Genomic DNA, 21,117 nt, shown 5'->3' with positions numbered 1-21,117 from the left:
CCCCCGGGCCCGCTCGGGCGACGGGCGGAGTCGCCGCGCGGGGGCCGGTCGTCACCCCTCCAGGGCCGGGTCTGAGCCGTAGAGGTTGCCGGCCGCGAGGGCCTGGGCGGGGGTGCAGGACGTCTGATCGTCCACCGGCGCCGGCCAGAGAGGCACCCAAGAACTGATGGTGGTCGAGGTGCCCAGCCTGACGAAGTCGCAGATGCCGTGGACGCGGACCGCCGCCACCAGGACGGGGGTGCCGGTCGGGGCGGTGGTCGCGGCCGTGGCGAAGGGGACCGTCGCCGCTTGGGAGCCGAGCTCGGCGAGCAGCAGGGTGCGGACACCCGCGACGGTGGGGGGGTAGGCGGCGGGGGCGGCCGACTGCTGGCGGCCGGTCGTCGGTTGGGCGAGGAGGGTGCGGGCGAGCTGGGTGGCCGTGCCGCCCGGGCAGGGCGAGGGCTGTTGCTGCGTCGAGTCGTGGGTGAGGGTGAACGAGTAGGTGGAGCAGGTCGGCGCGGACCCGACGCCCAGCATCACGGTGAGCGAACTCTGCGTCAGACCGCGCATCGAGAGGACCACGCCGCCGTGGGACTCGACCTGGTCGACGACGGTGCCCTGGGTGAAGGGGCCTCCGTACGTCTGGCCCGGGGAGAGAAAGCCGCTGTTGAGGTCGCCGTTCAGGTCGGCGGTGATGGCAGCAGCGGCACCGGACGGTGTCGCGGAAGTGCCCGGTCGCCCGCCCACGGGCGTGCTCGCCCGCGAGTGCAGGCCCCAGGCCATCAGCCCGTAGAACACGAGGATGAGCGCCACGACCGCGACCACGACGTTCCTGATCACGCGCTCGACCCGGCTGTGGTCCGTCATCGCGCCATGATCACTGATGAGCCGCCGCCCTGTCCATGGCCCGCAGGTGCCACCGGGCCGGTCAGGGCCGCAGCGCGACCACTGCTTCGTCGGTGAAGGTGAGGAACGTCAGCGTCTGTTGGAAGTAGAGCTCGACGTTGTCCGCGTCGTGGGCGGTGTAGCCGATCGACAGGTCCTGGCCCAGCCGCAGTTCGAAGTCGCCGCCGCGGGTGGACAGCACGTACCCGCCGCTCAGGGCCGGGGCCCAGATCAGCTCGCTGTCGACCATCCGCTCCAGGTGCTTGGCCACCGGATAGCCGTGGTCGGAGGTCTCGCTCACCGCGCTGTACTGGTCCGCACCGAGCAGCACCGCGTAGGGGCCGTCGACTCCGGCCAGGCGCAGCGCGGTCAGCGCGCTGCTGACGACGTCGGGGTAGTCGCCGGGCTCCGCCGGCAGCGTGAGCGGCGGGTTGGAGCTGCGGGCGCGCAGGCCCTCGATTCCGGCGGCCGGGTAGCCGTCGAAGACGGCGTGGTCCTCGGCGAAGGCCATGACCCGGGCGGCGTCCTTGACGGGCTGCCAGTCGGAGTCCTGCGCACCGCGTTCCACGTCGTCGACGGCGGTCCGGGAGACCGTGAACGGGACCCGCAGTTCCACCAGCCGCCGTGCCTCGCGCAGCCGCGCCGTCACCCGCTCCGCGGGCGGCTCGATGTCGGCGAGGTGTCCGGTGCCGACGGCGGCGAGCTCGGGGCCGCTCGGCCCGGTGACGTCCACGACGCGCCGGCCGGCCACGTGGCGCCGGAAGGACCGGCGGGCCTCCTCCTCGATCTGCGCCCAGGCGGCGGGCGTGATCGGGGCGAGGTCGCGGTGCAGGTTGTTCATGCCGCTGGTGGTGGCCGCCATCAGGACGCTCCTTTGAGACTGCCGATACCGAGGGAACCGCCGCCCGTCGTCCCCGAGTCGGGCGTCGCGTCGTCGAGGAAGTCCTGGCTCGGGACGAAGAACAGGCATCCGGTGACGGGCCTGGAGAAGTCGAGGATCCGGTCGGTGGTGCCCGGCGGGTCGCCGAGGAACATGTTGCGCAGCATCCGCTCGGTCACCGACGGGGTGCGCGCGTAGCCGATGAAGTAGGTGCCGAACTCTGCGCCGCCCACCGCGCCGAACGGCATGTTCTCGCGCAGGATCTGATGCTGCACCCCGTTCGCGTCGACGATGGTGTTCAGTGCGACGTGCGAGTTCGCGGGCTTGACGTCGTCGGGGAACTCCACGTTGGACGCCTTGCTGCGGCCGATCGCCCGCTCCTGGTCCTCGGTGCTCAACTCGCCCCAGGCGGTCAGGTCGTGGAGGTACTTCTGCACGACGACGTAGCTGCCGGCGCGGAACCGGGGGTCCTCGTCGGCGATGTGGACCGCCGCGTCCGCGGCCCCGCCCTCGGGGTTCTCGCTGCCGTCGACGAAGCCGAGCAGGTCGCGTTCGTCGAAGTACTTGAAGCCGTGCACCTCGTCGACGACGGTGACCGCCGGGCCGAGGCGGTCGGTGATCTGACGGGCGAGCTCGAAGCAGAGGTCCATGCGCTGCGCGCGGATGTGGAAGAGCAGGTCCCCCGGCGTCGCCGGGGCGTGGTGGACGGGCCCGTCCAGCGCCGGGAAAGGGTGCAGCTCACGTGGCTTGGGCCCGTCGAAGAGCCGGTCCCAGCCGTCGGAGCCGATCCCCGCGACGCAGGCGAGGCCGTCGGCCGGGGCCCGGAACGCCACCGAACGCACGATGCTCGCCAGGTCCTGCAGCACGTCACGCACCGTCGGTTCGCCGTCCTCGGCGACGGTGCCCACGAGGAAGACGGCGGCGCGCGTCGGCGGCCGGACGATGCTCTGCGGTGTCGCCATGGGGCTCCTAGACTGGTGGGGCTCGATTCGACCTCGGCCCGGAAGGGAGGCGGTCCGGATGCAAGCCGCCCGGGGCGACTGGCTGGTGATGCAGGGCCGTGCGGCCGCGTACGGCAAGGTCGCGAAGGTCACCGAGGTGCTGGGGGACGCGGGCGCGCCGCCCTACCGGGTGCAGTACCCGGACGGCCGAACGGCCGTGGTGGGCCCGGGCCCGGGGTCACAGATCAGGTCCACGAAGCAGCGGGTGGAGACCATCCACCCCGACGCCGCGTACCTCTGATCCGCGGGCTCGCTGGGCGGGCTGCGCTTGCTGGCCATCGCCGCTCCTAGTCGCCGCGCTCCGGTCTCCCCTCCACCCTCGGAACGGACGCGGGGGCGAGCCACCGCGGGTGCTCCATTCGTGCGACGACCCGCCGGGACGGCTACCCGCCGGTCCCGGTGCGCCAACCGCGCGCGCGGTCGCGGCGCCGGTCCTCGTCAGGTCCGCGGCGGGGTTTCCGGATGTCCGGGTGTTCGGTGTCCGGTCGCCGGTCGTGGACGTCGAGCAGCCCGCGCCCGACCAGGGCGATCGGGTGCGGCCACAGCGGACCGCAGCGGACCGCGCGGCGTCAGTGCGCGGCGGCCTGGCCCTGGCCCTTGGCGTGCGCCAGCTCGCAGTCCGAGCCTGGATAGACCTCGGCCTGGTGTCCGTCGTCGAACTCCACGAGGTACGGCGGATCGCCGTCGGGACCGATGACCTTCACGACCCGCCCGTAGTGGTCCGGTGTGCCCACCTGATGTCCGAGGAACCGCAGCCGGTCCCCTGTCTTCGCCTTCATCTGCCCCTCACCGTCTTCCCTTCCGCGCCCCCGACCGCGCTCGCCGCCCGTCGACTCATCCCCTCCAGCTCACCACCCCGGCGGCCCCCCAGCAACCGTGCGCTACCCCCGCGCCTTCTGCTCGGCGCGCTCCAGGATCTTCAGCAGCCGCTTCCGCGTGGGCACCCCACCGCCCTCCAGCTCCGCCCGTACCTTCCGCAGCGCCGCCTCAGCGGCCTTCGCCCGCCGCCCGAGCCGGAACTCGCGGCGCTTGGCCTGGTCGAGCGCGTCCGACACGACGGCGGTGGCCTCCGTGTCCGGCATGGGCACGTGCAGCTCGGGATGCGCGCAGCAGACGTCGAATCCGCCCTCGGTCGTGTGCTCGACCTCCCGCACGGTCGGGCAGTAGTAGAGGCTCACCGGTCGTCCCTTCGTTCCCGTCGCGTCGTTCCCTCGTGGCGATCTTCGCGACTGCGGCCGGGCGTGGCCATCCCAAGATCGGGATAGCGTGCTGCCATGCGACATGACGTGAGCGAGGACGACACCGCGATCGCGCTCGGGAGCGGGGACGTGCCCGTGCTGGGAACGCCGCGTTTGGTGGCGTGGATGGAGGCGGCGACGGTCGCGGTCGCCGGGGCGTTCGTGGAGGAGGGGCAGACCAGCGTGGGGACGGCGGTGCGGGTCGAGCATCTGCGGGCCACGGCCGTGGGCGGGTGGGTGGAGGTGACCGCCACGGTCGCCGCGGTCACCGGGCGGCGGCTGACCTTCGTGGTGCGGGCCGTCGACGGCGCCGGCGAGGTGGTGGGGTCGGGCGAGATCGACCGCGTGGTCGTCGACCGCGCCCGGTTCCTGGGTGGGGCATGAGCCGCGCCGCGGTGCTGTTCGACGTGGACGGCGTCCTGCTGGACTCGACCGCGGCGCACCGGCGCGTCTGGGACGCCTGGGCGGGACTGCTCGACCCGGCTTCCGGGACGCGCTGAGCCGGGGCGCGGGCGCGGTTACGATCGGCTGAGCCTGGGTGGCGAGCGAGAGCCTGAGGGAGACCGATGAGCAAGGCGAAGCAGGGCACGAAGGCGTCCGCGGTCGGGGGCGGCGCGGACACGCATGACGTGATCCGGGTGCACGGGGCGCGGGAGAACAACCTGAAGGACGTCGCCGTCGAGATCCCCAAGCGGCGGCTGACGGTGTTCACCGGGGTGTCCGGGTCGGGCAAGAGCTCGCTGGTGTTCGACACGATCGCCGCCGAGTCGCAGCGGCTGATCAACGAGACGTACAGCGCGTTCGTGCAGGGCTTCATGCCGACGCTGGCGCGGCCCGACGTGGACGTGCTGGAGGGGCTGACCACGGCGATCCTCGTGGACCAGCAGCGGATGGGCGGCGACCCGCGGTCCACCGTGGGGACGGCGACGGACGCGAACGCGATGCTGCGGATCCTGTTCAGTCGGCTCGGGCGGCCGCACATCGGCTCGCCGAAGGCGTTCTCGTTCAACGTGCCGTCGATCAGCGGGGCGGGCGCGGTGACGGTCGAGCGGGCCGGCCAGCAGGTCAAGGAGCGGCGCAGCTTCAGCATCACCGGCGGGATGTGTCCGCGCTGCGAGGGCCGCGGCTCGGTCTCCGACATCGATCTGACGCAGCTGTTCGACGACACCAAGTCGCTCGCCGAGGGCGCGCTGACGATTCCCGGCTACACCGCCGGTGGCTGGAACTACCGCCTGTACGCGAGCTCCGGCTTCGTCGACCCGGACAAGCCGATCCGCAAGTACACCAAGAAGGAGTTCAACGACTTCCTGTACCACGAGCCGGTGCGGATGAAGATCGAGGGCATCAACATGACCTACGAAGGTCTGGTGCTGCGCATCCAGAAGTCGATGCTCTCCAAGGACCAGGAGTCGGTCCAGCCGCACATCCGGGCGTTCGTTGAGCGCGCGGTCACCTTCGCCGTGTGCCCGGAGTGCGGGGGTTCCCGGCTGAGCGAGGCCGCCCGGTCCTCCAAGATCGACGGAAAGAACATCGGCGACGTCTGCGCGATGCAGATCAGCGACCTGGCGGAGTGGGTGCGCGCGCTGGACGAGCCGTCGGTCGCACCGCTGCTGGAGTCGCTGCGGGAGCTGCTGGACTCGTTCGTGGAGATCGGGCTCGGCTACCTCTCGCTGGACCGGCCGTCCGGGACACTCTCGGGCGGGGAGGCGCAGCGGGTCAAGATGATCCGTCATCTGGGCTCCTCGCTGACCGACGTCACCTACGTCTTCGACGAACCGACCATCGGCCTGCACCCGCACGACATCCAGCGGATGAACGAGCTGCTGCTGCGCCTGCGCGACAAGGGCAACACCGTGCTGGTGGTGGAGCACAAGCCGGAGGCGATCGCGATCGCCGACCACGTCGTCGACCTCGGGCCCGGCGCGGGATCGGCCGGCGGCACGGTCTGCTTCGAGGGCACGGTCGACGCGCTGCGCAGGAGCGGGACCACCACCGGGCGTCACCTCGACGACCGCGCGGCCGTCAAGGAGTCGGTGCGCAAACCGACCGGGACGCTGCCGATCCGCGGCGCGTCGGCGAACAACCTGCGCGACGTGGACGTGGACATCCCGCTGGGGGTGCTGGTCGTGGTGACGGGCGTGGCGGGCTCCGGCAAGAGTTCGCTGCTGCACGGCTCGCTGCCGAAGCAGTCCGACGCCCTCGCCTCCGGAGTGGTCTCGATCGACCAGGCGCCGATCCGCGGCTCGCGGCGCAGCAACCCGGCGACGTACTCGGGGCTGCTGGAGCCGATCCGCAAGGCGTTCGCCAAGGCGAACGGCGTCAAGCCGGCGCTGTTCAGCTCCAACTCCGAGGGCGCCTGCCCGAACTGCAACGGCGCGGGCGTCATCTACACCGACCTGGGGATGATGGCGACGGTCTCCAGCGTCTGCGAGGAGTGCGACGGCAAGCGCTTCGACGCCTCGGTGCTGGACTACCACCTCGGCGGCCGGGACATCAGCGAGGTGCTGGCGATGTCGGTCACCGAGGCGGAGGAGTTCCTCGGCTCCGGCGAGGCGAAGACGCCCGCCGCCCACGCGATCCTGGCCCGCCTCGCGGACGTCGGCCTCGGCTACCTGACGCTCGGTCAGCCGCTGACGACGCTCTCCGGCGGCGAGCGCCAGCGGCTGAAGCTGGCGACCCAGATGGCGGAGAAGGGCGGCGTCTACATCCTGGACGAGCCGACCACCGGGCTCCATCTCGCCGATGTGGAGCAGCTGTTGGGTCTGCTGGACCGGATCGTGGACTCCGGCAAGTCGGTCGTCGTGATCGAGCACCACCAGGCGGTGATGGCCCACGCCGACTGGATCGTCGACCTGGGTCCGGGCGCCGGCCACGACGGCGGCCGGGTCGTCTTCGAGGGGACCCCGGCCGATCTCGTCGCCGCGCGCTCGACCTTGACCGGCGAGCACCTGGCCGCCTACGTGGGGGGCTGAGCCCCCGCGCAGGCGGCCGGGCCTCCGGGTCAGGCTCCGGAGCGGCGGGCCCAGGCGAGCACGGAGCGGTTCAGGGAGGCGTGGAACGCGCCCGCGTCGGACAGGAGTTGTTGTTCCGTCAGGAACGCCTCCGCGCGGGCGCGGTCGAGCGTGCCGTCGGCGACCGCGCGGGACGCGGCGCGGCGCAGGTCGACGACGTTGGCCAGCTCCTCGAGCCAGCCGTAGGCGACGAGTTCGACCTCGACCCGGACCTCGGTGAGGCCCGCGTCGACCAGCAGGCGGCGCAGGTGGCGGCCGACGTCGCGGTGGGCGATGTCCGCGCCGACCGCGTCGGCCACGGCGCGTGCGGTGTCGCGGTCCGTGGCGGCGATCGCGAAGGACGCCCAGTCCGGCTCCAGCACCGCGACGGCGCCGCCCGGTCGCAGGACGCGCCGGACCTCGCGCAGCACCGCGGCGGGATCGGGGACGTGCTGCAGGACGCGCTCGATCCGGCAGCCGTCGAACGAGGCGTCGGCGAACGGCAGTCGGCCCCCGTCGGCGACCGCCAGCCGGACCGGGTGCCCGTCGGCGTGCAGCCGTTCGCGGCCGGCGCGCAGCAGCTCGGCGCTGAGGTCCACGCCGACGGCGTGGAAACCGTCGGCCTGGAGCTGCGCCAGTTCGTGGCCGGTGCCGCAGCCGAGGTCCAGGACGCGGCCTCCCGGCCTGACCCCGAGTCCGGCGCGCAGCGTCCCCTTCGGGGCGTGCAGGCCGCGATGGGCGTGGTCGAGGTAGCGGCCGAGTTCGGCGGCGCGGCCGCTGGCGTCGACGTCGGAGAACGCGTTCAGGGTGCCGGTGTTGGCAGGGCGCGGGTGCAGGTCGTGCGGGATCGCGTGGTGCGGGTTCACAGCGGGGTCTCCTCAGCAGGTCGTCTCAGCGAGTCGTCGTCTCAGCGGGTCGCTGATGGACGCGCCCAGGCGGTCGACGCTCGCATCAGTGCCGTGGCCGCTCCCCGGTGGTGGCCCACCTTCGCCAGTCGCGGCAGTCGATCACTGTGGTCCAGCCTCCTTCGGTGTCGTCGCCCGGCGCCGGTCGGCGAGGGCGGGGGCGAGGGCCGCGAGCATCACCGCGGCGGTCAGGGCGAAGGCCGAGGGGTAGCCGGTGGCGGCGGCCACCGCGCCGAAGGCGAGGGCGCCGACGCCCATGCCGGCGTCGTAGGCGAAGTTCCACAGCGCGCTGACGGTGCCGTACCCGGCCTCGGGGACGCGGCCGTACATCAGCATCAGCGTGGAGTTCTGCGCGAAGCCGAAGCCGGTGCCGAACACGGCCATCGCGACCACGACCAGGACGGGGCTGCTCGTGGCCGCCGCCGTCAGCAGCGTGCCCAGCGCGGCCAGCAGCAGGCCGGGCACGACCAGCCCCGCCGGGCCGCGGCGGTCGCCGCGGCGGCCCGCGACCCAGCGGGCGATCGTGGCAGCGCCGGGCTGGACCAGCAGGGCGACGGTGACCGCCCAGCCCGCCGAGCCCGGGACGACCAGCGGCAGGAAGGTGACGACGATGCCGGCCGCGACCGCGGTGGTGCCGAACACCACGGCGGGGCGCAGCAGTTCGCCGCTGCGCAAGGCCTCGCCCAGGCCGACGTGGCGGCCCGAGGCGCGGATCCGGTCGGGAAGGGCGGGCACGGAGAGCACCGCCAGCAGCGCCGCCGCGGCGCCGATGGTGAAGACCGCGCCGTAGCCCTCGTGCGCCGCGAGCCAGACCCCGAGCGGCAGCGCCACCAGCGAGGGCACGCCGCTGACGATGCCCACCAACGCCAGGCCCTCGCCGCGCCGTTCGGCCGGGATCAGGGAGGCGGTGAGCGCGCCGCCGGCGACGACGGTGCAGGCGAAGCCGACGCCGCGCAGCACGCACACCGCGACGATGACCCAGAGCGCGGCGGAGGCCGTGAGCGCCAGCGCCGGTGCGCCCATCAGGGCCAACCCGGCGGCCAGCACCACGCGGTAGCCGAGGCGCCGGACCAGCGCGGGCGTGGCGAGCTCGCCGCCGACGGTGGCGAGCATGAGCACGCCGGTGGCCAGCCCGGCCGTTCCTCCGCCGCCGCCGTGGGCCACGGCGAAGCCGGGGACGACCGAGAGCAGCAGGTAGAAGCTGGTGGAGCCGCCGAGCAGGGACACGAACCGCAGCAGCAACGGCCGTGTCAGCAACGGTGGTCGAGGCCCGGCGGCGCGCGGGGACGAGGCGAGGGTCTTGGTCACACCTGGACGCTAAGCCGCCGACCGGATCGCCGGTAAGCTCCGGTTCCATGCCTCCGGAGTGGTCCAGTTCGTCGCCCGAGCTGCTGCTGGCCGTCGACCGGTCGAGCGGCCGGCCACTGCGCGCCCAGCTGGAGGACGCGCTGCGCGAGGCGATCCGGACCGGGCGGCTCCAGGTGGGCGAGAAGCTGCCGTCCTCGCGCGAGCTGGCCCGGACGGCCGGGGTCTCGCGCGGCCTGGTGCAGGAGTGCTACGCCCAACTGCAGGCCGAGGGTTACCTGGTGCCCCGTCCCGGATCGGCGACCCGGGTGGCGGCGGGCGCGGCCGTCCCCCCGGTCGCCGCGCCGTCCGGCCCCGGCGGCGAGAAGCTGCTGGCCGACTTCCGCTGGGGCGTTCCCGACCTGCGCTCGTTCCCGCTGCAGGACTGGCTGTGGGCGACGCGCGAGGCGGCCCGCGGGATGCCGACGGCCGCGTTCGGCTACGGGGACGCGCGCGGCAATGTGCAGTTGCGCGAGGTGCTGGCCGGATACCTGCGACGGGTGCGGGCCGCGGCGGCGGATCCGGAGCGGATCGTGGTGTGCAACGGGTACGCCCAGGGCCTCGGCCTGGTCCTGCGGGTGCTCGCCCGGGGCGGGGTGCGGGCCCTGGCCTTCGAGGATCCGGGCTCGCCGGTGTCGCTCGGCGCGGCGGCCGCGGCGGCGGGCCTGCGGGCGGTGCCGGTGCCGGTGGACGAGCAGGGCCTCGACGTGGCGGCGCTGGCCCGCACGGACGCGCGGGCGGTCGCGGTCACCCCGGCGCACCAGTGGCCGACCGGGGTCGCGCTGGCGCCGGAGCGGCGCCTGGCGCTGCTCGCCTGGGCCCGTGCCTGCGACGGCTACGTCATCGAGGACGACTACGACGCCGAGCACCGCTACGACCGCGAACCGGTGGGCGCGCTGCAGGGCCTGGCACCGGACCGGGTGGTCTCGCTGGGCACGGTCAGCAAGTCGCTGGCCCCGGCGCTGCGGATCGGCTGGGCGCTGTGCCCGCCGCAGCTGGCCGACGCCGTCGCGGAGCAGAAGCATCTCAGCGACCGCGGCACGCCCACGCTCGACCAGCTCGCCCTGGCGCGTCTGATCGAGTCGGGCCGGTTCGACCGCCATCTGCGCAGGATGCGCGCGACCTACGCCGCGCGTCGCGACACGCTGCTGGCCGCGCTGGCCGAGCACGCGCCCGGGGTGCGGGTGACGGGTCTTGCGGCCGGCTTCCACGCCGTGGCCCATCTGCCGGCGGACGCCGACGAGCACCGCGTGGTCGAGGCGGCGCGCGGGCGCGCCGTCGGCCTGCACGGGATGAGCGCCTGCCGCGCCTCCCACGCCGTGCGGCCGCCGCAGCTGGTCCTCGGCTTCGGCGACGTCGGCGTCCGAGCGATCACGGCGGGCATCGCCGCCGTCGGCGACCTGCTGGCCGATCCGCCGCGCTCCCGCTGAACCTTTGATGGCAGTGACTGACATCGAGTGTTACCGTTGTTGATGTCAGCCACTGACATCCCTTGGGATCGGGCTGGCGCCCAAGTCATTCGCTCAGCAGAGGAAGGACGCCCGTCATGCGCGTCTTCATCACCGGCGCCTCCGGCTGGATCGGCTCCGCCGTCACCGACGAACTGCTCGCCCACGGCCACGAGGTCGTGGGGCTCGCCCGCTCCGACGAGTCCGCCGCCGCCCTGGAGGCCAAGGGCGCCACCGCCCACCGGGGCAGCCTCGACGACCCGGAGGGCCTCGCCAAGGCGGCCGGGGCCGCCGAGGGCGTGATCCACCTGGCGTTCAAGCACGACTTCAGCGACTACGACGGCGCGGGGCGCACCGAGAACGCCGCCGTCCAGCAGATGCTCGACGCCCTGGAGGGCAGCGACCGGCCGTTCCTGCTCGCCTCCGGGCTGGCCTCCGGCGTCACCGGTCGCCCGCTCACCGAGGAGGACGCCTCGCCGTTCCACGGCGTCGCGTCCATGCGCGGGGGCAGCGAGAACCTGGCCCTCTCCTACGCGGAGCGGGGCGTCCGCTCCGTGGCGCTGCGCTTCTCCCCCACCGTGCACGGTTTCCGCGACCACGGCTTCACCGCGCGGCTCGCGGCTCTCGCCAAGGAGCACGGCGCCGCCGGCTACATCGGCGACGGCACCACGCGCTGGTCGGCCGTGCACCGCTCCGACGCCGCGCGGATGACCCGGCTCGCCCTGGAGCAGGCCCCCGCGGGCTCGCGGATGCACGCGGTGGCCGAGACCGGCGTCCCGTCCCGGGACATCGCCGCCGCGCTCGGGGCCTACCTGGGCCTGCCGACCGTCTCCGTCCCGGTGGAGCAGGCCGAAGCGCACTTCGGCTGGCTCGGCCGCTTCTTCGGCATGGACGTCCACGCCACCAGCGACCGCACCCGCGCGCTGCTGGGCTGGACGCCGACCGGCCCGACCCTGCTGCAGGACATCGCCGCGGGAGCGTACGCGCTGCCGGAGTGACGCCCCGTCGCCTCAGCGATGCAAGCGTCCGCATCGGCGCCGAGGTCAGCGGCCCGCGCCCACCAGGGCGGGCCGCTCCTCGGCACCGGCCACCGGCACGGCCATGACGGCGGGCGCAGGCGCGTGCTCCGGCTCCGGGCGCGCGCCGCTGCTGGTTGCCCCGACCCCGGCGACGACCACCAGGGCGACGCCGAGCGCCGGGCCCGTGCCGGGGATCTGGTGCAGCACCACGATGCCGATGCCCAGCGCGATCGCCGGCTCCAGGCTCATCAGCGTGCCGAACGACGAGGCCGTCAGCCGCCGCAGTGCCTGGAACTCGAGCGCGTACGGGACCAGCGGGCTGAGCACCGCCAGGCCGAGCATGATCAGCACGGGCTCCCAGGACAGCCGCCCGCCCAAGGTCGGTCCGGCCACCAGCATCGAGACCACGGCGGCGACGGGCATGGAGACGGCCAGACCGCTCAGGCCGGTGACGCGGTCGCCGACGTGCTGGGTCAGCAGGATGTAGGAAGCCCAGCACGCGGCGGCGGCGAGCGCGAAAGCGAGGCCGAGGGGGTCGACGCCGCCGTGCCAGGGCTCAGTCAGCAGTACCACGCCGAGTCCGGCCGCTCCGGTCCACACGCGGCGGCCGTGGCCCGGCCCGAACAGGGACACCGCGAGCGGGCCGAGGAACTCCAGGGCGCTGGCCGTCCCGAACGGGAGCCGGGCGATCGCCAGGGCGAAGAAGACCATCAGCCCGGCGGTCACCACCCCGAGCCCCGCGCAGGCCGCGAGGTCGCGCCCCGCGAAGTCGCGGCGGCGCGGCCGGACGAGCACCAGCAGCACGATCCCCGCCCAGGCCAGCCGGACGCCGGCCGTGCCGAGCACGCCCAGCTTGGCGAACATCGGGATGGCGAGGGCGGAGCCGAACTGGACGGTGACCATGGAGGCCACGCCCATCATCGTTCCGGTGCGGGCGGCCTGGCGGCCGGTGACGGGGTGCGTGGTGCTGCTCATGAGAGCAGTAGAACGCCGAGCAACCGTTCACGTCCACGTGCGGATCATGGACATACCGTTCAGGATTCGCGAATGATGGACGGATGGAGACGCGTCGCCTGCAGTACCTGGTGGAGTTGGCCCGGCTCGGTTCGATGCGGGCCGTGGCCGACACCCTGCGCACCACCACGTCCACGGTCTCGCAGCAGATCGCGGCGTTGTCCAAGGAGACGGGCGCGGCCCTGGTCGAGCCGCAGGGGCGGCTGGTGCGCCTCACCCCCGCCGGGCGGAGGCTGGTCGAGCACGCCACGGTCATCCTCGCCGCCGTCGAAGCGGCGCAGCGCGACCTCGCGCCCGGCGCGGAGCCCAGCGGCACGGTGCGCGTCGCGGGCTTCGCGACCGCGCTGCGCGCCCACGTGCTGCCGATGGTCGCCGAGCTCGCCGGCGAGCACCCGCTGCTGCACGTGCTCGTGCGCGAGCACGAGCCCGCGGAGGCGCTGGCCCTGCTGGCGGCGGACGAGATCGACCTGGCGCTCACCTACGAGTACAACCTCGCCCCCGCCGCCCTTGACCCCGCCCTGGTCAGCGTTCCGCTGTGGACCGCGTCCTGGGGCCTCGGCGTCCCGGCCGCGGCCGCCGAGGAGCTCGGGACGGTGGACTCCGTCACCTCCACCGAGCTCTTCGCCCTCTTCCGCTCGGCGGACTGGATCGGCAACTCCCGCAACACGGCCGACGAGACGGCGATCCGCACGCTCGCCTCGATGGCCGGGTTCAGCGCCCGCGTCACCCATCGATCGGACAGCCTGGACCTGGTCGAGGACATGATCACCGCCGGGCTGGGCGTCGGCCTGCTCCCGGTCGGCCGCCCCACCGTCCCCGGCGTCCGCCTGCTGCCGCTGAACGGGCCCGAGGTGCTGCTCCGCGCCTCCGCGGTCACCCGCCGGGGCCGCTCCGACTGGCCACCGCTGGCCCTGCTCGCCGATCTGATCCGGCAGCGGGCGCGGCTGAGCTGGCCGGCCGGGGTCACCCCGGGCGGGGCCGGGTTGACGGACCGGTAGGGTGTGCCGATGGCCGAAAACGATCGCATCGCCCGGACGCGTCTCTACCGGGACGGGAAGCTCGAACTGGAGGGCTTCCCGCTCCCCGAGATATCCGACCACCTCGCCGAGCCCGGCACGGTGGTGTGGCTGGACCTGTGCGCGCCCACGGCCGCCGACTTCGCGACGATCACCGAGGAGTTCGGCCTCCATGAGCTCGCGGTGGAGGACGCGCGCCACGAGCACCAGCGCCCCAAGCTGGACCGCTACGGCGACCACTGCTTCCTCAGCATGTACGCGGTCTGCGCGGGCCGCGGAGGCGAGGAGCTGAACGTCAGCGAGCTGTCCGTCTTCGTCACCGCGAACGCGCTGATCACCGTCCGGCCGGACGATCGCTTCGACATGGACGACGTCGTCGTCCGCTGGGACAACGCGCCGACGCTCACCCAGCACGGGGTCGGCTTCCTGCTGCACGGCCTGCTGGACCAGGTCGTCGACGGCCACTTCCGGGCCGTGCAGGAGATGGACGACCGCATCGAGGAGATCGAGGAAGGCCTCTTCGACGCCGACATGGGCGCCTCCCAGGACGTCCAGCGGGCGGCGTTCGCGCTGCGCAAGAACCTCGTCCGGCTGCGCCGGATCGTGCTGCCCATGCGCGAGATGGTCAACACGCTGATGCGCCGTGACCTGCACTTCGTCTCCGAGCAGATGGTCCCGTACTACCAGGACGTCTACGACCACGTGCTGCGCGTCTCGGAGTGGACGGAGTCGCTGCGCGACATGGTGGGCTCGATCATGGAGACCAACCTCACCATCCAGGGCAACCGGATGAACATGATCATGAAGAAGGTCACCAGCTGGGCCTCGATCGTCGCCGTCCCCACCGCCGTCACCGGCTTCTACGGCCAGAACGTCCCCTACCCGGGCTTCGGCACCCAATGGGGCTTCTACGCCTCCACCGGCGTCACGATCGCCATCTCGGTCGCCCTCTACTTCGGCTTCAAGCGCCGCGACTGGATCTGACCCGACCCTTTTCGGTCACCCCCGCCCGGTCGGACGCCGGCGACGGAGGGCCGGATCGGTGAGGGAGGGGCGCTTGTAGTCGTTGTCCGCCGGGTTGAGGTCGGTGCCCGGGGTGACGACGGTGTCGATCAGGTCGAGGGTGGTGTCGTCGAGTTCGAGGTCGGCGGCGGCGAGTTGGTCGCTGAGGTGGTCGAGGGTGCGCGGGCCGAGGATCACCGAGGTGACGGCCGGGTGGGTGGCGGCGAAGGCCAGGGCCAGGTGGGTGAGCGAGACGCCGCGCTCGTCCGCGAGCGCGGCCAGGCGCTCGACCGCGTCGAGCTTCCGCTGGTTGCCCGGCAGCGAGAGGTCGAACTTGTAGGAGACCGCGCGGCGGAACTCCGTCATCTCGATCTGCTCGCCGCGCCGGAACCGCCCCGTCAGCCAGCCGCTGTTCAGCGGGCTCCAGGTGAGCACGCCCAGGCCGTACTTCTGGGCCGTCGGGAAGACGTCGGCCTCCTTGCCGCGCATGAAGAGCGAGTACGGCGGCTGCTCGGTGTGGAAGGGGACGTGGTGGCGGCGCTCGGCCACCCACTGGGCCTCGACGAGCTGCTCGGCCGGGAAGTCGGAGGTGCCGATGGCCATGATCTTGCCCGCGCGGACCAGGTCGGACAGGACCGACAGCGTCTCGTCGATGTCCGTGGTCGGGTCCGGGCGGTGCACCTGGTAGAGGTCGATCCGGTCGGTGCCGAGCCGGCGCAGGCTGTCCTCGACCGCGCGGGTGAGCCAGCGCCGGGAGTTGCCACGGCGGTTGGGGTCGCCGTCACGGCGCAGGTCGATCGGGAAGTGGCCCTTGGTCGCCAGCACCACCTCGTCGCGGCGGTCGCGGATCGCCTTGCCGACGATCTGCTCGGCCTCGCCGCCGGAGTAACTGTCGGCGGTGTCCACGAGGTTGACCCCCGCGTCCAGCGCGGTGCGGATCAACTTGACCGCGTCGTCGTGGTCCTGGTTGCCCCACGCGCCCAGGCGCATCGTGCCCAGCGCGAACTTGCTGACGGATATGCCGGTGCGTCCCAGCGTGCGGTACTCCATCACTGCCCCCTCAGGTCTTCGGTACGGAGCTCGGCGACGGCGTCGGGATCCAGGCGTGCGGGTTGGCCGTCGCAGTCGAGGCCCTGGGCGATCAGGTGCCGGTACTGGGCGACCTTGTCATCCAGGACGGCCAGGTCCTCCCGCAGTTCGGCCATCCTGGCCACGATCCGCTCGCGGTGCGCCGAGAGCAGTGCGAGCCGGTGGCCGTGGGTGACGGCGCCCTCGCCCAGCAGGCGCGTGAACTCGCGCACCTCCGCGGTCGGCATGCCGGTCCGGCGCAGCCGGACCAGCATCTGCAACACCCGGATGTGGCGCGGGCTGTAGCGCCGCCGCCGGCTCGTGTCCCGCTCCACGCGCGGGAAGAGCCCCTCGCGCTCGTACCACCGCAGGGTGTCCTGCGTGAGTCCGGTCGACTCGGCCACCTCGGCGATGCCCAGATAGCGGTCTTCCTCCGCCGTCGCTGTCATGCGGAGCACGTTAGGTCCTGGAGTGCACTCCAGCGCAAACGCCCGTCCCAGGATGGGCGCATCGGCCGACCCGCGTCGCAGCGGGCGGGCGCGCGGCCGGGACGGGGGCGTGCGACCGTGCTCCCCGCGTTCGCCTCCGTGCGCCTGCTGTGCGTGGACATGCCGGGGTACTGACAAGTGTCGGGGGCACAATCGCGGAAGGGTGGGAGCGGATGGCCGCACAGGGAGCCGGGCGTCGGGGCCGAGCAGTGGTCGTGGGGGGCGGCTTCGCCGGGCTGGTGGCGGCCCGGGTGCTCGCGGACCGGTTCGACGAGGTGATGGTGCTGGAGCAGGACCCGGTCACCGCGGAGACCGGGGTGCACCCGCACGCGCCGCAGGGGTGGCACGCCCACGCCGTGCTGGCCAAGGGCGCGGAGGTGCTGGAGGGGCTCTTCCCCGGCCTGCGCGCCGAGCTCGCCGAACAGGGCGCGCCGGTCTACGACTACGGGGAGCGGATCAGCTTCCTGCTGCCGACCGGCTATGCGCCGCGGGCCCGCACCGGTGTGCTGATCCAGTCCTTCACCCGGGACTTGCTGGAACGCAGCATCCGCCGCCGGGTGCTGACCCTGCGCCAGGTGACCTCCGTCGCGCCGGTCCGCTGCGAGGAGCTGACGCTCGGCCCGGGCCGCCGGGTGACCGGGGTGCGCTACCGGCCGATCGGCGGTGAGGGGCTCGTCGAGGTGGAGGCGGATCTGGTGGTGGACGCCTCCGGCCGGTCCGGCCGGCTGGACGAGCGGCTGCGCGCGATCGGTGTGCACGCCCCGGCGCCCCGGGTACTGGACGCACGGATCACCTACACCTCCGTGGACTTCCCGCGCCCGGAGGACCTGGACGTCGACGTCGCCTACCAGATGACCTTCGCTCCCCACATCCCGCGCGGCGGCGTGCTGCTCGGCGTGGAGCGCGGGCGCTGGACGTGTTCGCTGTTCGGGTACGGCGAGGCGGTGCCGCCGACGGACGCCGGGGGCTACCTGGACTTCGCGCAGTCGCTCGACCACCCGCGCCTGTCCGAGCAGCTCGCGGAGCGCACCGGCGCGGAGCCGGTGCACCGGTACACCAACGTCAACAGCCGCTGGTACCAGTACCACCGCAGCCGCGACTGGCCGGAGCGGCTGGTCGCGCTCGGCGACGCGGTCTGCGTCTTCAACCCCGTCTACGGCCAGGGCCTGACGGTCGCCGCCCTGGAGGTCGACCTGCTGCGGCGCCTGCTGACGGAGCGGGGCGACGCGGCACGGGGCGACGCCGCACGCGGACTCGACGGCCTGGCCCGCACCTTCCAGCGCGGCGTCGCCCGGCTGGTGCTGGGGCCCTGGACGCTCTCGGGCAACTCCGACCTGATGTGGGATCAGGGCCACCGCCCCGTGGCGGCCCGGATCGCGCACGCCTACAACCGCCGCCTGTTCGCCGTCGCGATCCACGACCCGGCCGTGTGGGCGCGCTTCGTGCGCGTGGTCAACATGCTCGCCTCCCCCGCGACGCTGTTCCACCCGTCCGTCCTGGCCAAGGTGCTCCGGGCGAGCGCGGGCCGCCGCGCCTCCCTGGCGGAGGCGGCCGCCGTCACCGACACGGCCCGGACCACGTCCGCCGAGGACGTGGTCCGGGCCGCCGAACCCCACTGACCGCCACCGACGGCCACTGACCGCTCGGGGGTCCATGAACCAGCTCAGGAACGGCGGCGCGACCGACTCGCTCAACGTCGGGGCGTTCAGCTTCCCGAACGCGCCTTATGCCGGAACCGACGTCGACCCGAACGGGGTCTTCCTCGACTCCAGCAACGGCCTTCGGCGAGCACGACAGTGCGCCCGAGGGGGCGACCCGCACCACGGGCCGCCCCCTCCGTCAGCCCTGGTTCGGACCGTGCGGCCCGGGCTCCGACGCCGCCTCGCCCTGCGAGACTCCGGTCGGCAGCCCGTTCGACGGCCCCGGCGGCTCGGGTTCGGGCCGGTGCGCCAGCGCGCTGGGCCACCAGATGCGCGGGCCCAGGTCCATGATGAGCGCGGTGACCAGCACCGATCGGACCACCAGGGCGTCAAGGAGCACGCCGAGCGCGACCGCGAAGCCGATCTCGGCGAAGCCCACCACCGGCAGCGTGCCGAGAACACCGAACGTGCTGGCCAGGATCAGGCCGGCCGAGGTGATCACGCCGCCGGTCGCCGCCAGCCCAGCGCGCGCTCCGGCACGGGTGCCCAGCTTGAACGACTCCTCGCGGACGCGGGTCATCAGGAAGATGTTGTAGTCCACCCCGAGCGCGACCAGGAAGACGAACACGAAAAGCGGGAACGCGCTGTCCTCGCCACTGAAATGGAACAAGTGCTGGAAGGCGAAGCTGCTGATGCCGAGCGCGGCGGCGTAGGAGAGCACCACGGTGGCGATCAGGACGAACGGCGCCACCACCGCCCGCAGCAGCAGTGCCAGGATCACCAGGACGACGCCGAGCACCAGCGGGAGCACCACGAAGTTGTCGTGCCGGGACGCACGCTGGATGTCCATCTGCACCGCGGTGTTGCCGCCCGCCTTGGCCTGCGCTCCCGGGACGGCGTGCACGGCGGCGCGCACCCGGTCGACGGTGTTCTGGGCGGCCTTGCTGTCCGCCGCGGCGGACAGCGTGCCGTTCGTGTACGCATAGCCGCCGCTCACCACGGGCGGCGTGGTGGCGACGATCCCCGGCGTGCCGGCCAGGGCCTGCCGCACCGGGACGGCCGACTGGGCTGTCGAGATCACCACGACGGGAGAACCGGCCCCGGCCGGGAAGTGGGCGGCGACCACCTGCTGGCCCACCACCGAGTCGGGGGTGCCGGTGAAGGTCCCGGCCGTGCTGAGTCCGTCGGCGCGCAAGCCGGTCATGCCCAGGGCCAGCACGCCCAGCACGACCGCGGTCGTGACCCACACCTTGCGCGGACGCCCGCTGATCGCCCCGCCGACCCGCGCCCAGAACCCTGTCGCCGTCGGCTCCGGGGACCCGAAGCCGGGCCTGACCGGCCAGAAGACCCAGCGCCCCGCGATCACGAGCAGCGCGGGCAGCAGCGTGAGCATCGACAGCAGGCCGACACCGATCCCGATCGCACAGACCGGCCCCAGGCTGGAGGTCGAGTTCATCTCCGCGACCAGCAGGCAGAGCATGCCCATACCGACGGTGGCGGCGCTGGCGAGGATCGCGGGAGCCGCGCGATGCAGGGCGAAGGCCATCGCCTCGTGCCGGTCCTGGTGACGGCGCAGTTCCTCGCGGTATCGGGCCGTGATCAGCAGGGCGTAGTCGGTCCCGGCGCCGATCACCAGCACGATCAGGATGCCCGCGCTCTGCGCGTTGACGGTCAGTCCGGCGTGCTTGGCGAGCAGGTAGACCGTCGCCTCGGCCGCGAGGAGCGCACTGCCGGCGGAGACGAGCGGCAGCAGCCACAACACCGGACTGCGGTAGGTGATCAGCAGCAGCACGATCACCACGGCCAGGGTCGAGTACAGCAGCGTCGAGTCGATGCCGGAGAACGCTTTCGCCTGGTCCGCGCCGACTCCGGCCGGGCCGGTGATGTGTACCGCGAGCCCCGGATCCCCGGCCGAGGCGGTGGCTCGCAGGCTGTCGACCGCCGGGGTCAGGTTCGTCCAGCCGCCGTGGGAGGTGTCGATCGGGACGAGGGTCTGCAGCGCCCTCCCGTCGGTGGACGGCACGGGCCCCAGAACAGTCCCCTTGACGTGCGGGGCGCCGGTGAAGGTGGTGGCGTCCGCGGCTGCCTTGGCCCGGTCCGGGACGGTGATCCCGCTCGGGCGCACGTAGACGACGACGGCGAGGGCCGAGTCGGCCGTGCCGAAGTGGCTCTGGAGCGTCAGCACCTGCGTGGACTCGGCGCTGCCCGGCAGCCAGCTGGAGGCCTGGTTGTCCTCGGCGCCGGTCAGCTTGGACGCGAGCGGCGCGGCGACGGCGAGAAGCAGAATCCACAGGGCCAGCACAACCCACTTGCTGCGCCGCCCGCAGGGAAGACTTGTCAGTCTGTGTACGCCGATCATGCGCGAATCCCCTCGTGATGCATCGCCCCGCCTTCAACCTTGTGAAGCCCCATCCGCGGGTGTCAAACGCTGAAACGGATCGCGACAGTCGCCTTCGACCGGTCCGGCCGGCCACCGCGCATCATCGATCCCGGCCGCATCCAGCCGATCCCGCACCCACCGAGCGAGGACCACCGAGCCGACCGGACCCGGCAGGAGATCAAGGACGCGCCGGTGCTGGAGCAGCTGAACCGGCATCCTGAGGACGAGAACGTGAACCGGCTCGGCAGCTACCACGGGAAGTTCTACGCCGATGGCAAGGTCTGACCGGGTTCGCCTCGCGGGAAAGCGTTCTATGCTGCGACCGTGCTGTCGATCGAAGAGCTTGAAGCCACGTTCCGTTCGGCTCGGGCCGAGTTGGAAGCCTACGGCGAGCAGGTCGCGGCCAAGTACCGCCAGCTGATCCCCGACCCGCCGCAGTGGACCGGCCCGGGGACCGATCCCGAAGCCGCCCGGGCGCGGTCAGCGGCCGTATCGGATGCGGAGCGCGCGAGGACGGCGCGTCTGCGGCAGGCCGCGATGGAGGCGTCGCTGCTCCTCGCCAGGGCGCGTGTGGCGGCGAAACTCGAAGGCCACCGGGGGGTGTGATCAGGGCCGCCGCTGCTCGGGCCCGGTCCTCCTCCGCTCCGAGGCGCTACGCGGGCAGGTGCCCGGTCAACGCGAATCCGCAGAGCGTGATGCCGCCCGCGGCGAGGATCGCGGCCTTGAGCCCGCCGAGTTGCGCGGCGGCGTAGGCGTCGACCAGGTGGTGGGCCTGGTCGGGCGGCACCCGTGCGTTCTACGGTGACCGTCTTCACCATGG

Annotated in this window: 21 protein-coding genes and 1 riboswitch; of the genes, 9 read left to right on the top strand and 12 right to left on the bottom strand. The window is 73.1% G+C overall.

What is annotated here, in order from left to right:
* Positions 1 to 51: 51 nt before the first annotated feature.
* The 3 genes from DN069_RS04785 to DN069_RS04775 all read right to left on the bottom strand — a co-directional run bounded on the left by DN069_RS04785 (position 52) and on the right by DN069_RS04775 (position 2,706).
* Entirely contained in the window at positions 52 to 846 is a 795-nt protein-coding gene (locus DN069_RS04785; RefSeq protein WP_111499540.1) for a hypothetical protein, read from the bottom strand.
* Positions 847 to 907: 61 nt separating this feature from the next.
* On the bottom strand, positions 908 to 1,705 hold the full coding sequence (locus DN069_RS04780) for a family 1 encapsulin nanocompartment shell protein (protein ID WP_111499555.1): 798 nt from the start codon (positions 1,703 to 1,705) through the stop codon (positions 908 to 910).
* Between the two features lie 20 nt (positions 1,706 to 1,725).
* A complete protein-coding gene (locus DN069_RS04775) occupies positions 1,726 to 2,706 on the bottom strand; it encodes a Dyp-type peroxidase (protein ID WP_111499539.1) in 981 nt (326 codons plus the stop codon).
* A 58-nt stretch (positions 2,707 to 2,764) separates the two neighbouring features.
* On the opposite strand from DN069_RS04775, the gene DN069_RS04770 reads away from it, so the two are divergent.
* Positions 2,765 to 2,986: a DUF1918 domain-containing protein gene (locus DN069_RS04770; RefSeq protein WP_111499538.1), complete on the top strand. Its 222-nt coding sequence runs from the start codon at positions 2,765 to 2,767 to the stop codon at positions 2,984 to 2,986.
* Between the two features lie 328 nt (positions 2,987 to 3,314).
* On the opposite strand, the gene DN069_RS41305 is transcribed toward DN069_RS04770, so the two are convergent.
* Positions 3,315 to 3,524, bottom strand: a complete 210-nt coding sequence (locus tag DN069_RS41305) for a DUF1918 domain-containing protein (protein ID WP_111499537.1) — start codon at positions 3,522 to 3,524, stop codon at positions 3,315 to 3,317.
* Positions 3,525 to 3,626: 102 nt separating this feature from the next.
* Positions 3,627 to 3,923, bottom strand: coding sequence for a hypothetical protein (locus DN069_RS04760; protein WP_111499536.1), 297 nt, complete (start codon positions 3,921 to 3,923; stop codon positions 3,627 to 3,629).
* A gap of 96 nt (positions 3,924 to 4,019) precedes the next feature.
* On the opposite strand from DN069_RS04760, the gene DN069_RS04755 reads away from it, so the two are divergent.
* Together DN069_RS04755 and DN069_RS04745 are read left to right on the top strand one after the other, a co-directional pair.
* On the top strand, positions 4,020 to 4,367 hold the full coding sequence (locus DN069_RS04755) for a thioesterase family protein (RefSeq protein ID WP_111499535.1): 348 nt from the start codon (positions 4,020 to 4,022) through the stop codon (positions 4,365 to 4,367).
* Between the two features lie 182 nt (positions 4,368 to 4,549).
* Positions 4,550 to 6,955 carry an ATP-binding cassette domain-containing protein gene (locus DN069_RS04745; protein WP_111499534.1) on the top strand — a complete coding sequence of 802 codons (2,406 nt, stop codon included), beginning with the start codon at positions 4,550 to 4,552 and terminating at the stop codon, positions 6,953 to 6,955.
* Between the two features lie 29 nt (positions 6,956 to 6,984).
* Here DN069_RS04745 and DN069_RS04740 read toward each other — a convergent pair whose 3' ends face one another.
* Together DN069_RS04740 and DN069_RS04735 are read right to left on the bottom strand one after the other, a co-directional pair.
* Positions 6,985 to 7,839, bottom strand: coding sequence for a methyltransferase domain-containing protein (locus DN069_RS04740; RefSeq protein ID WP_111499533.1), 855 nt, complete (start codon positions 7,837 to 7,839; stop codon positions 6,985 to 6,987).
* Between the two features lie 56 nt (positions 7,840 to 7,895).
* A riboswitch (ZMP/ZTP riboswitch) is annotated at positions 7,896 to 7,981 on the bottom strand.
* Positions 7,981 to 9,186, bottom strand: a complete 1,206-nt coding sequence (locus tag DN069_RS04735) for an MFS transporter (RefSeq protein ID WP_243638912.1) — start codon at positions 9,184 to 9,186, stop codon at positions 7,981 to 7,983. (Overlaps the previous riboswitch by 1 nt.)
* A gap of 47 nt (positions 9,187 to 9,233) precedes the next feature.
* On the opposite strand from DN069_RS04735, the gene pdxR reads away from it, so the two are divergent.
* Both pdxR and DN069_RS04725 read left to right on the top strand, forming a co-directional pair.
* Positions 9,234 to 10,652 (top strand): MocR-like pyridoxine biosynthesis transcription factor PdxR, encoded by a 1,419-nt coding sequence (pdxR, locus tag DN069_RS04730; protein WP_111499532.1) that lies wholly within the window; start codon positions 9,234 to 9,236, stop codon positions 10,650 to 10,652.
* A gap of 116 nt (positions 10,653 to 10,768) precedes the next feature.
* Positions 10,769 to 11,668 (top strand): SDR family oxidoreductase, encoded by a 900-nt coding sequence (locus tag DN069_RS04725; protein WP_111499531.1) that lies wholly within the window; start codon positions 10,769 to 10,771, stop codon positions 11,666 to 11,668.
* 45 nt (positions 11,669 to 11,713) lie between these two features.
* Here DN069_RS04725 and DN069_RS04720 read toward each other — a convergent pair whose 3' ends face one another.
* On the bottom strand, positions 11,714 to 12,664 hold the full coding sequence (locus DN069_RS04720; protein WP_243638911.1) for an EamA family transporter: 951 nt from the start codon (positions 12,662 to 12,664) through the stop codon (positions 11,714 to 11,716).
* Between the two features lie 83 nt (positions 12,665 to 12,747).
* Here DN069_RS04720 and DN069_RS04715 point away from each other — a divergent pair, with 83 nt between their 5' ends.
* Positions 12,748 to 13,701: a LysR family transcriptional regulator gene (locus DN069_RS04715; protein ID WP_111499530.1), complete on the top strand. Its 954-nt coding sequence runs from the start codon at positions 12,748 to 12,750 to the stop codon at positions 13,699 to 13,701.
* A gap of 9 nt (positions 13,702 to 13,710) precedes the next feature.
* Positions 13,711 to 14,703, top strand: a complete 993-nt coding sequence (locus DN069_RS04710; RefSeq protein WP_243638910.1) for a magnesium transporter CorA family protein — start codon at positions 13,711 to 13,713, stop codon at positions 14,701 to 14,703.
* Positions 14,704 to 14,718: 15 nt separating this feature from the next.
* On the opposite strand, the gene DN069_RS04705 is transcribed toward DN069_RS04710, so the two are convergent.
* Both DN069_RS04705 and DN069_RS04700 read right to left on the bottom strand, forming a co-directional pair.
* On the bottom strand, positions 14,719 to 15,771 hold the full coding sequence (locus DN069_RS04705) for an aldo/keto reductase (protein ID WP_111499529.1): 1,053 nt from the start codon (positions 15,769 to 15,771) through the stop codon (positions 14,719 to 14,721).
* On the bottom strand, positions 15,771 to 16,238 hold the full coding sequence (locus DN069_RS04700; RefSeq protein WP_111499528.1) for a MerR family transcriptional regulator: 468 nt from the start codon (positions 16,236 to 16,238) through the stop codon (positions 15,771 to 15,773). The genes DN069_RS04705 and DN069_RS04700 overlap by 1 nt, the downstream gene beginning before the upstream one ends.
* Positions 16,239 to 16,450: 212 nt before the next feature.
* Here DN069_RS04700 and DN069_RS04695 point away from each other — a divergent pair, with 212 nt between their 5' ends.
* Positions 16,451 to 17,896: an FAD-dependent oxidoreductase gene (locus DN069_RS04695; RefSeq protein ID WP_111499527.1), complete on the top strand. Its 1,446-nt coding sequence runs from the start codon at positions 16,451 to 16,453 to the stop codon at positions 17,894 to 17,896.
* 220 nt (positions 17,897 to 18,116) lie between these two features.
* On the opposite strand, the gene DN069_RS04690 is transcribed toward DN069_RS04695, so the two are convergent.
* Positions 18,117 to 20,276: an MMPL family transporter gene (locus DN069_RS04690; protein ID WP_111499526.1), complete on the bottom strand. Its 2,160-nt coding sequence runs from the start codon at positions 20,274 to 20,276 to the stop codon at positions 18,117 to 18,119.
* A gap of 345 nt (positions 20,277 to 20,621) precedes the next feature.
* On the opposite strand from DN069_RS04690, the gene DN069_RS04685 reads away from it, so the two are divergent.
* On the top strand, positions 20,622 to 20,903 hold the full coding sequence (locus DN069_RS04685) for a hypothetical protein (protein WP_111499525.1): 282 nt from the start codon (positions 20,622 to 20,624) through the stop codon (positions 20,901 to 20,903).
* A 46-nt stretch (positions 20,904 to 20,949) separates the two neighbouring features.
* On the opposite strand, the gene DN069_RS42325 is transcribed toward DN069_RS04685, so the two are convergent.
* Complete coding sequence (locus tag DN069_RS42325) at positions 20,950 to 21,084, bottom strand: hypothetical protein (protein ID WP_279387870.1); 135 nt, start codon at positions 21,082 to 21,084, stop codon at positions 20,950 to 20,952.
* Between the last annotated feature and the right edge of the window lie 33 nt (positions 21,085 to 21,117).

Source organism: Streptacidiphilus pinicola (assembly GCF_003258295.1).
Classification (GTDB): domain Bacteria; phylum Actinomycetota; class Actinomycetes; order Streptomycetales; family Streptomycetaceae; genus Streptacidiphilus; species Streptacidiphilus pinicola.
This window is presented reverse-complemented; position numbering and strand designations above follow the sequence as displayed.

Bases quoted from the DNA above. Each gene is read 5' to 3' on its own strand.
- DN069_RS04690 (WP_111499526.1), bottom strand. From the start codon at position 20,276: ATGATCGGCGTACACAGACTGACAAGTCTTCCCTGCGGGCGGCGCAGC.
- DN069_RS04785 (WP_111499540.1), bottom strand. From the start codon at position 846: ATGACGGACCACAGCCGGGTCGAGCGCGTGATCAGGAACGTCGTGGTC.
- DN069_RS04700 (WP_111499528.1), bottom strand. From the start codon at position 16,238: ATGACAGCGACGGCGGAGGAAGACCGCTATCTGGGCATCGCCGAGGTG.
- DN069_RS04775 (WP_111499539.1), bottom strand. From the start codon at position 2,706: ATGGCGACACCGCAGAGCATCGTCCGGCCGCCGACGCGCGCCGCCGTC.
- DN069_RS04755 (WP_111499535.1), top strand. From the start codon at position 4,020: ATGCGACATGACGTGAGCGAGGACGACACCGCGATCGCGCTCGGGAGC.
- DN069_RS04780 (WP_111499555.1), bottom strand. From the start codon at position 1,705: ATGAACAACCTGCACCGCGACCTCGCCCCGATCACGCCCGCCGCCTGG.
- DN069_RS04725 (WP_111499531.1), top strand. From the start codon at position 10,769: ATGCGCGTCTTCATCACCGGCGCCTCCGGCTGGATCGGCTCCGCCGTC.
- DN069_RS41305 (WP_111499537.1), bottom strand. From the start codon at position 3,524: ATGAAGGCGAAGACAGGGGACCGGCTGCGGTTCCTCGGACATCAGGTG.
- DN069_RS04720 (WP_243638911.1), bottom strand. From the start codon at position 12,664: ATGAGCAGCACCACGCACCCCGTCACCGGCCGCCAGGCCGCCCGCACC.
- DN069_RS04745 (WP_111499534.1), top strand. From the start codon at position 4,550: ATGAGCAAGGCGAAGCAGGGCACGAAGGCGTCCGCGGTCGGGGGCGGC.
- DN069_RS04705 (WP_111499529.1), bottom strand. From the start codon at position 15,771: ATGGAGTACCGCACGCTGGGACGCACCGGCATATCCGTCAGCAAGTTC.
- pdxR (WP_111499532.1), top strand. From the start codon at position 9,234: ATGCCTCCGGAGTGGTCCAGTTCGTCGCCCGAGCTGCTGCTGGCCGTC.
- DN069_RS04715 (WP_111499530.1), top strand. From the start codon at position 12,748: ATGGAGACGCGTCGCCTGCAGTACCTGGTGGAGTTGGCCCGGCTCGGT.
- DN069_RS04770 (WP_111499538.1), top strand. From the start codon at position 2,765: ATGCAAGCCGCCCGGGGCGACTGGCTGGTGATGCAGGGCCGTGCGGCC.
- DN069_RS04695 (WP_111499527.1), top strand. From the start codon at position 16,451: ATGGCCGCACAGGGAGCCGGGCGTCGGGGCCGAGCAGTGGTCGTGGGG.
- DN069_RS04710 (WP_243638910.1), top strand. From the start codon at position 13,711: ATGGCCGAAAACGATCGCATCGCCCGGACGCGTCTCTACCGGGACGGG.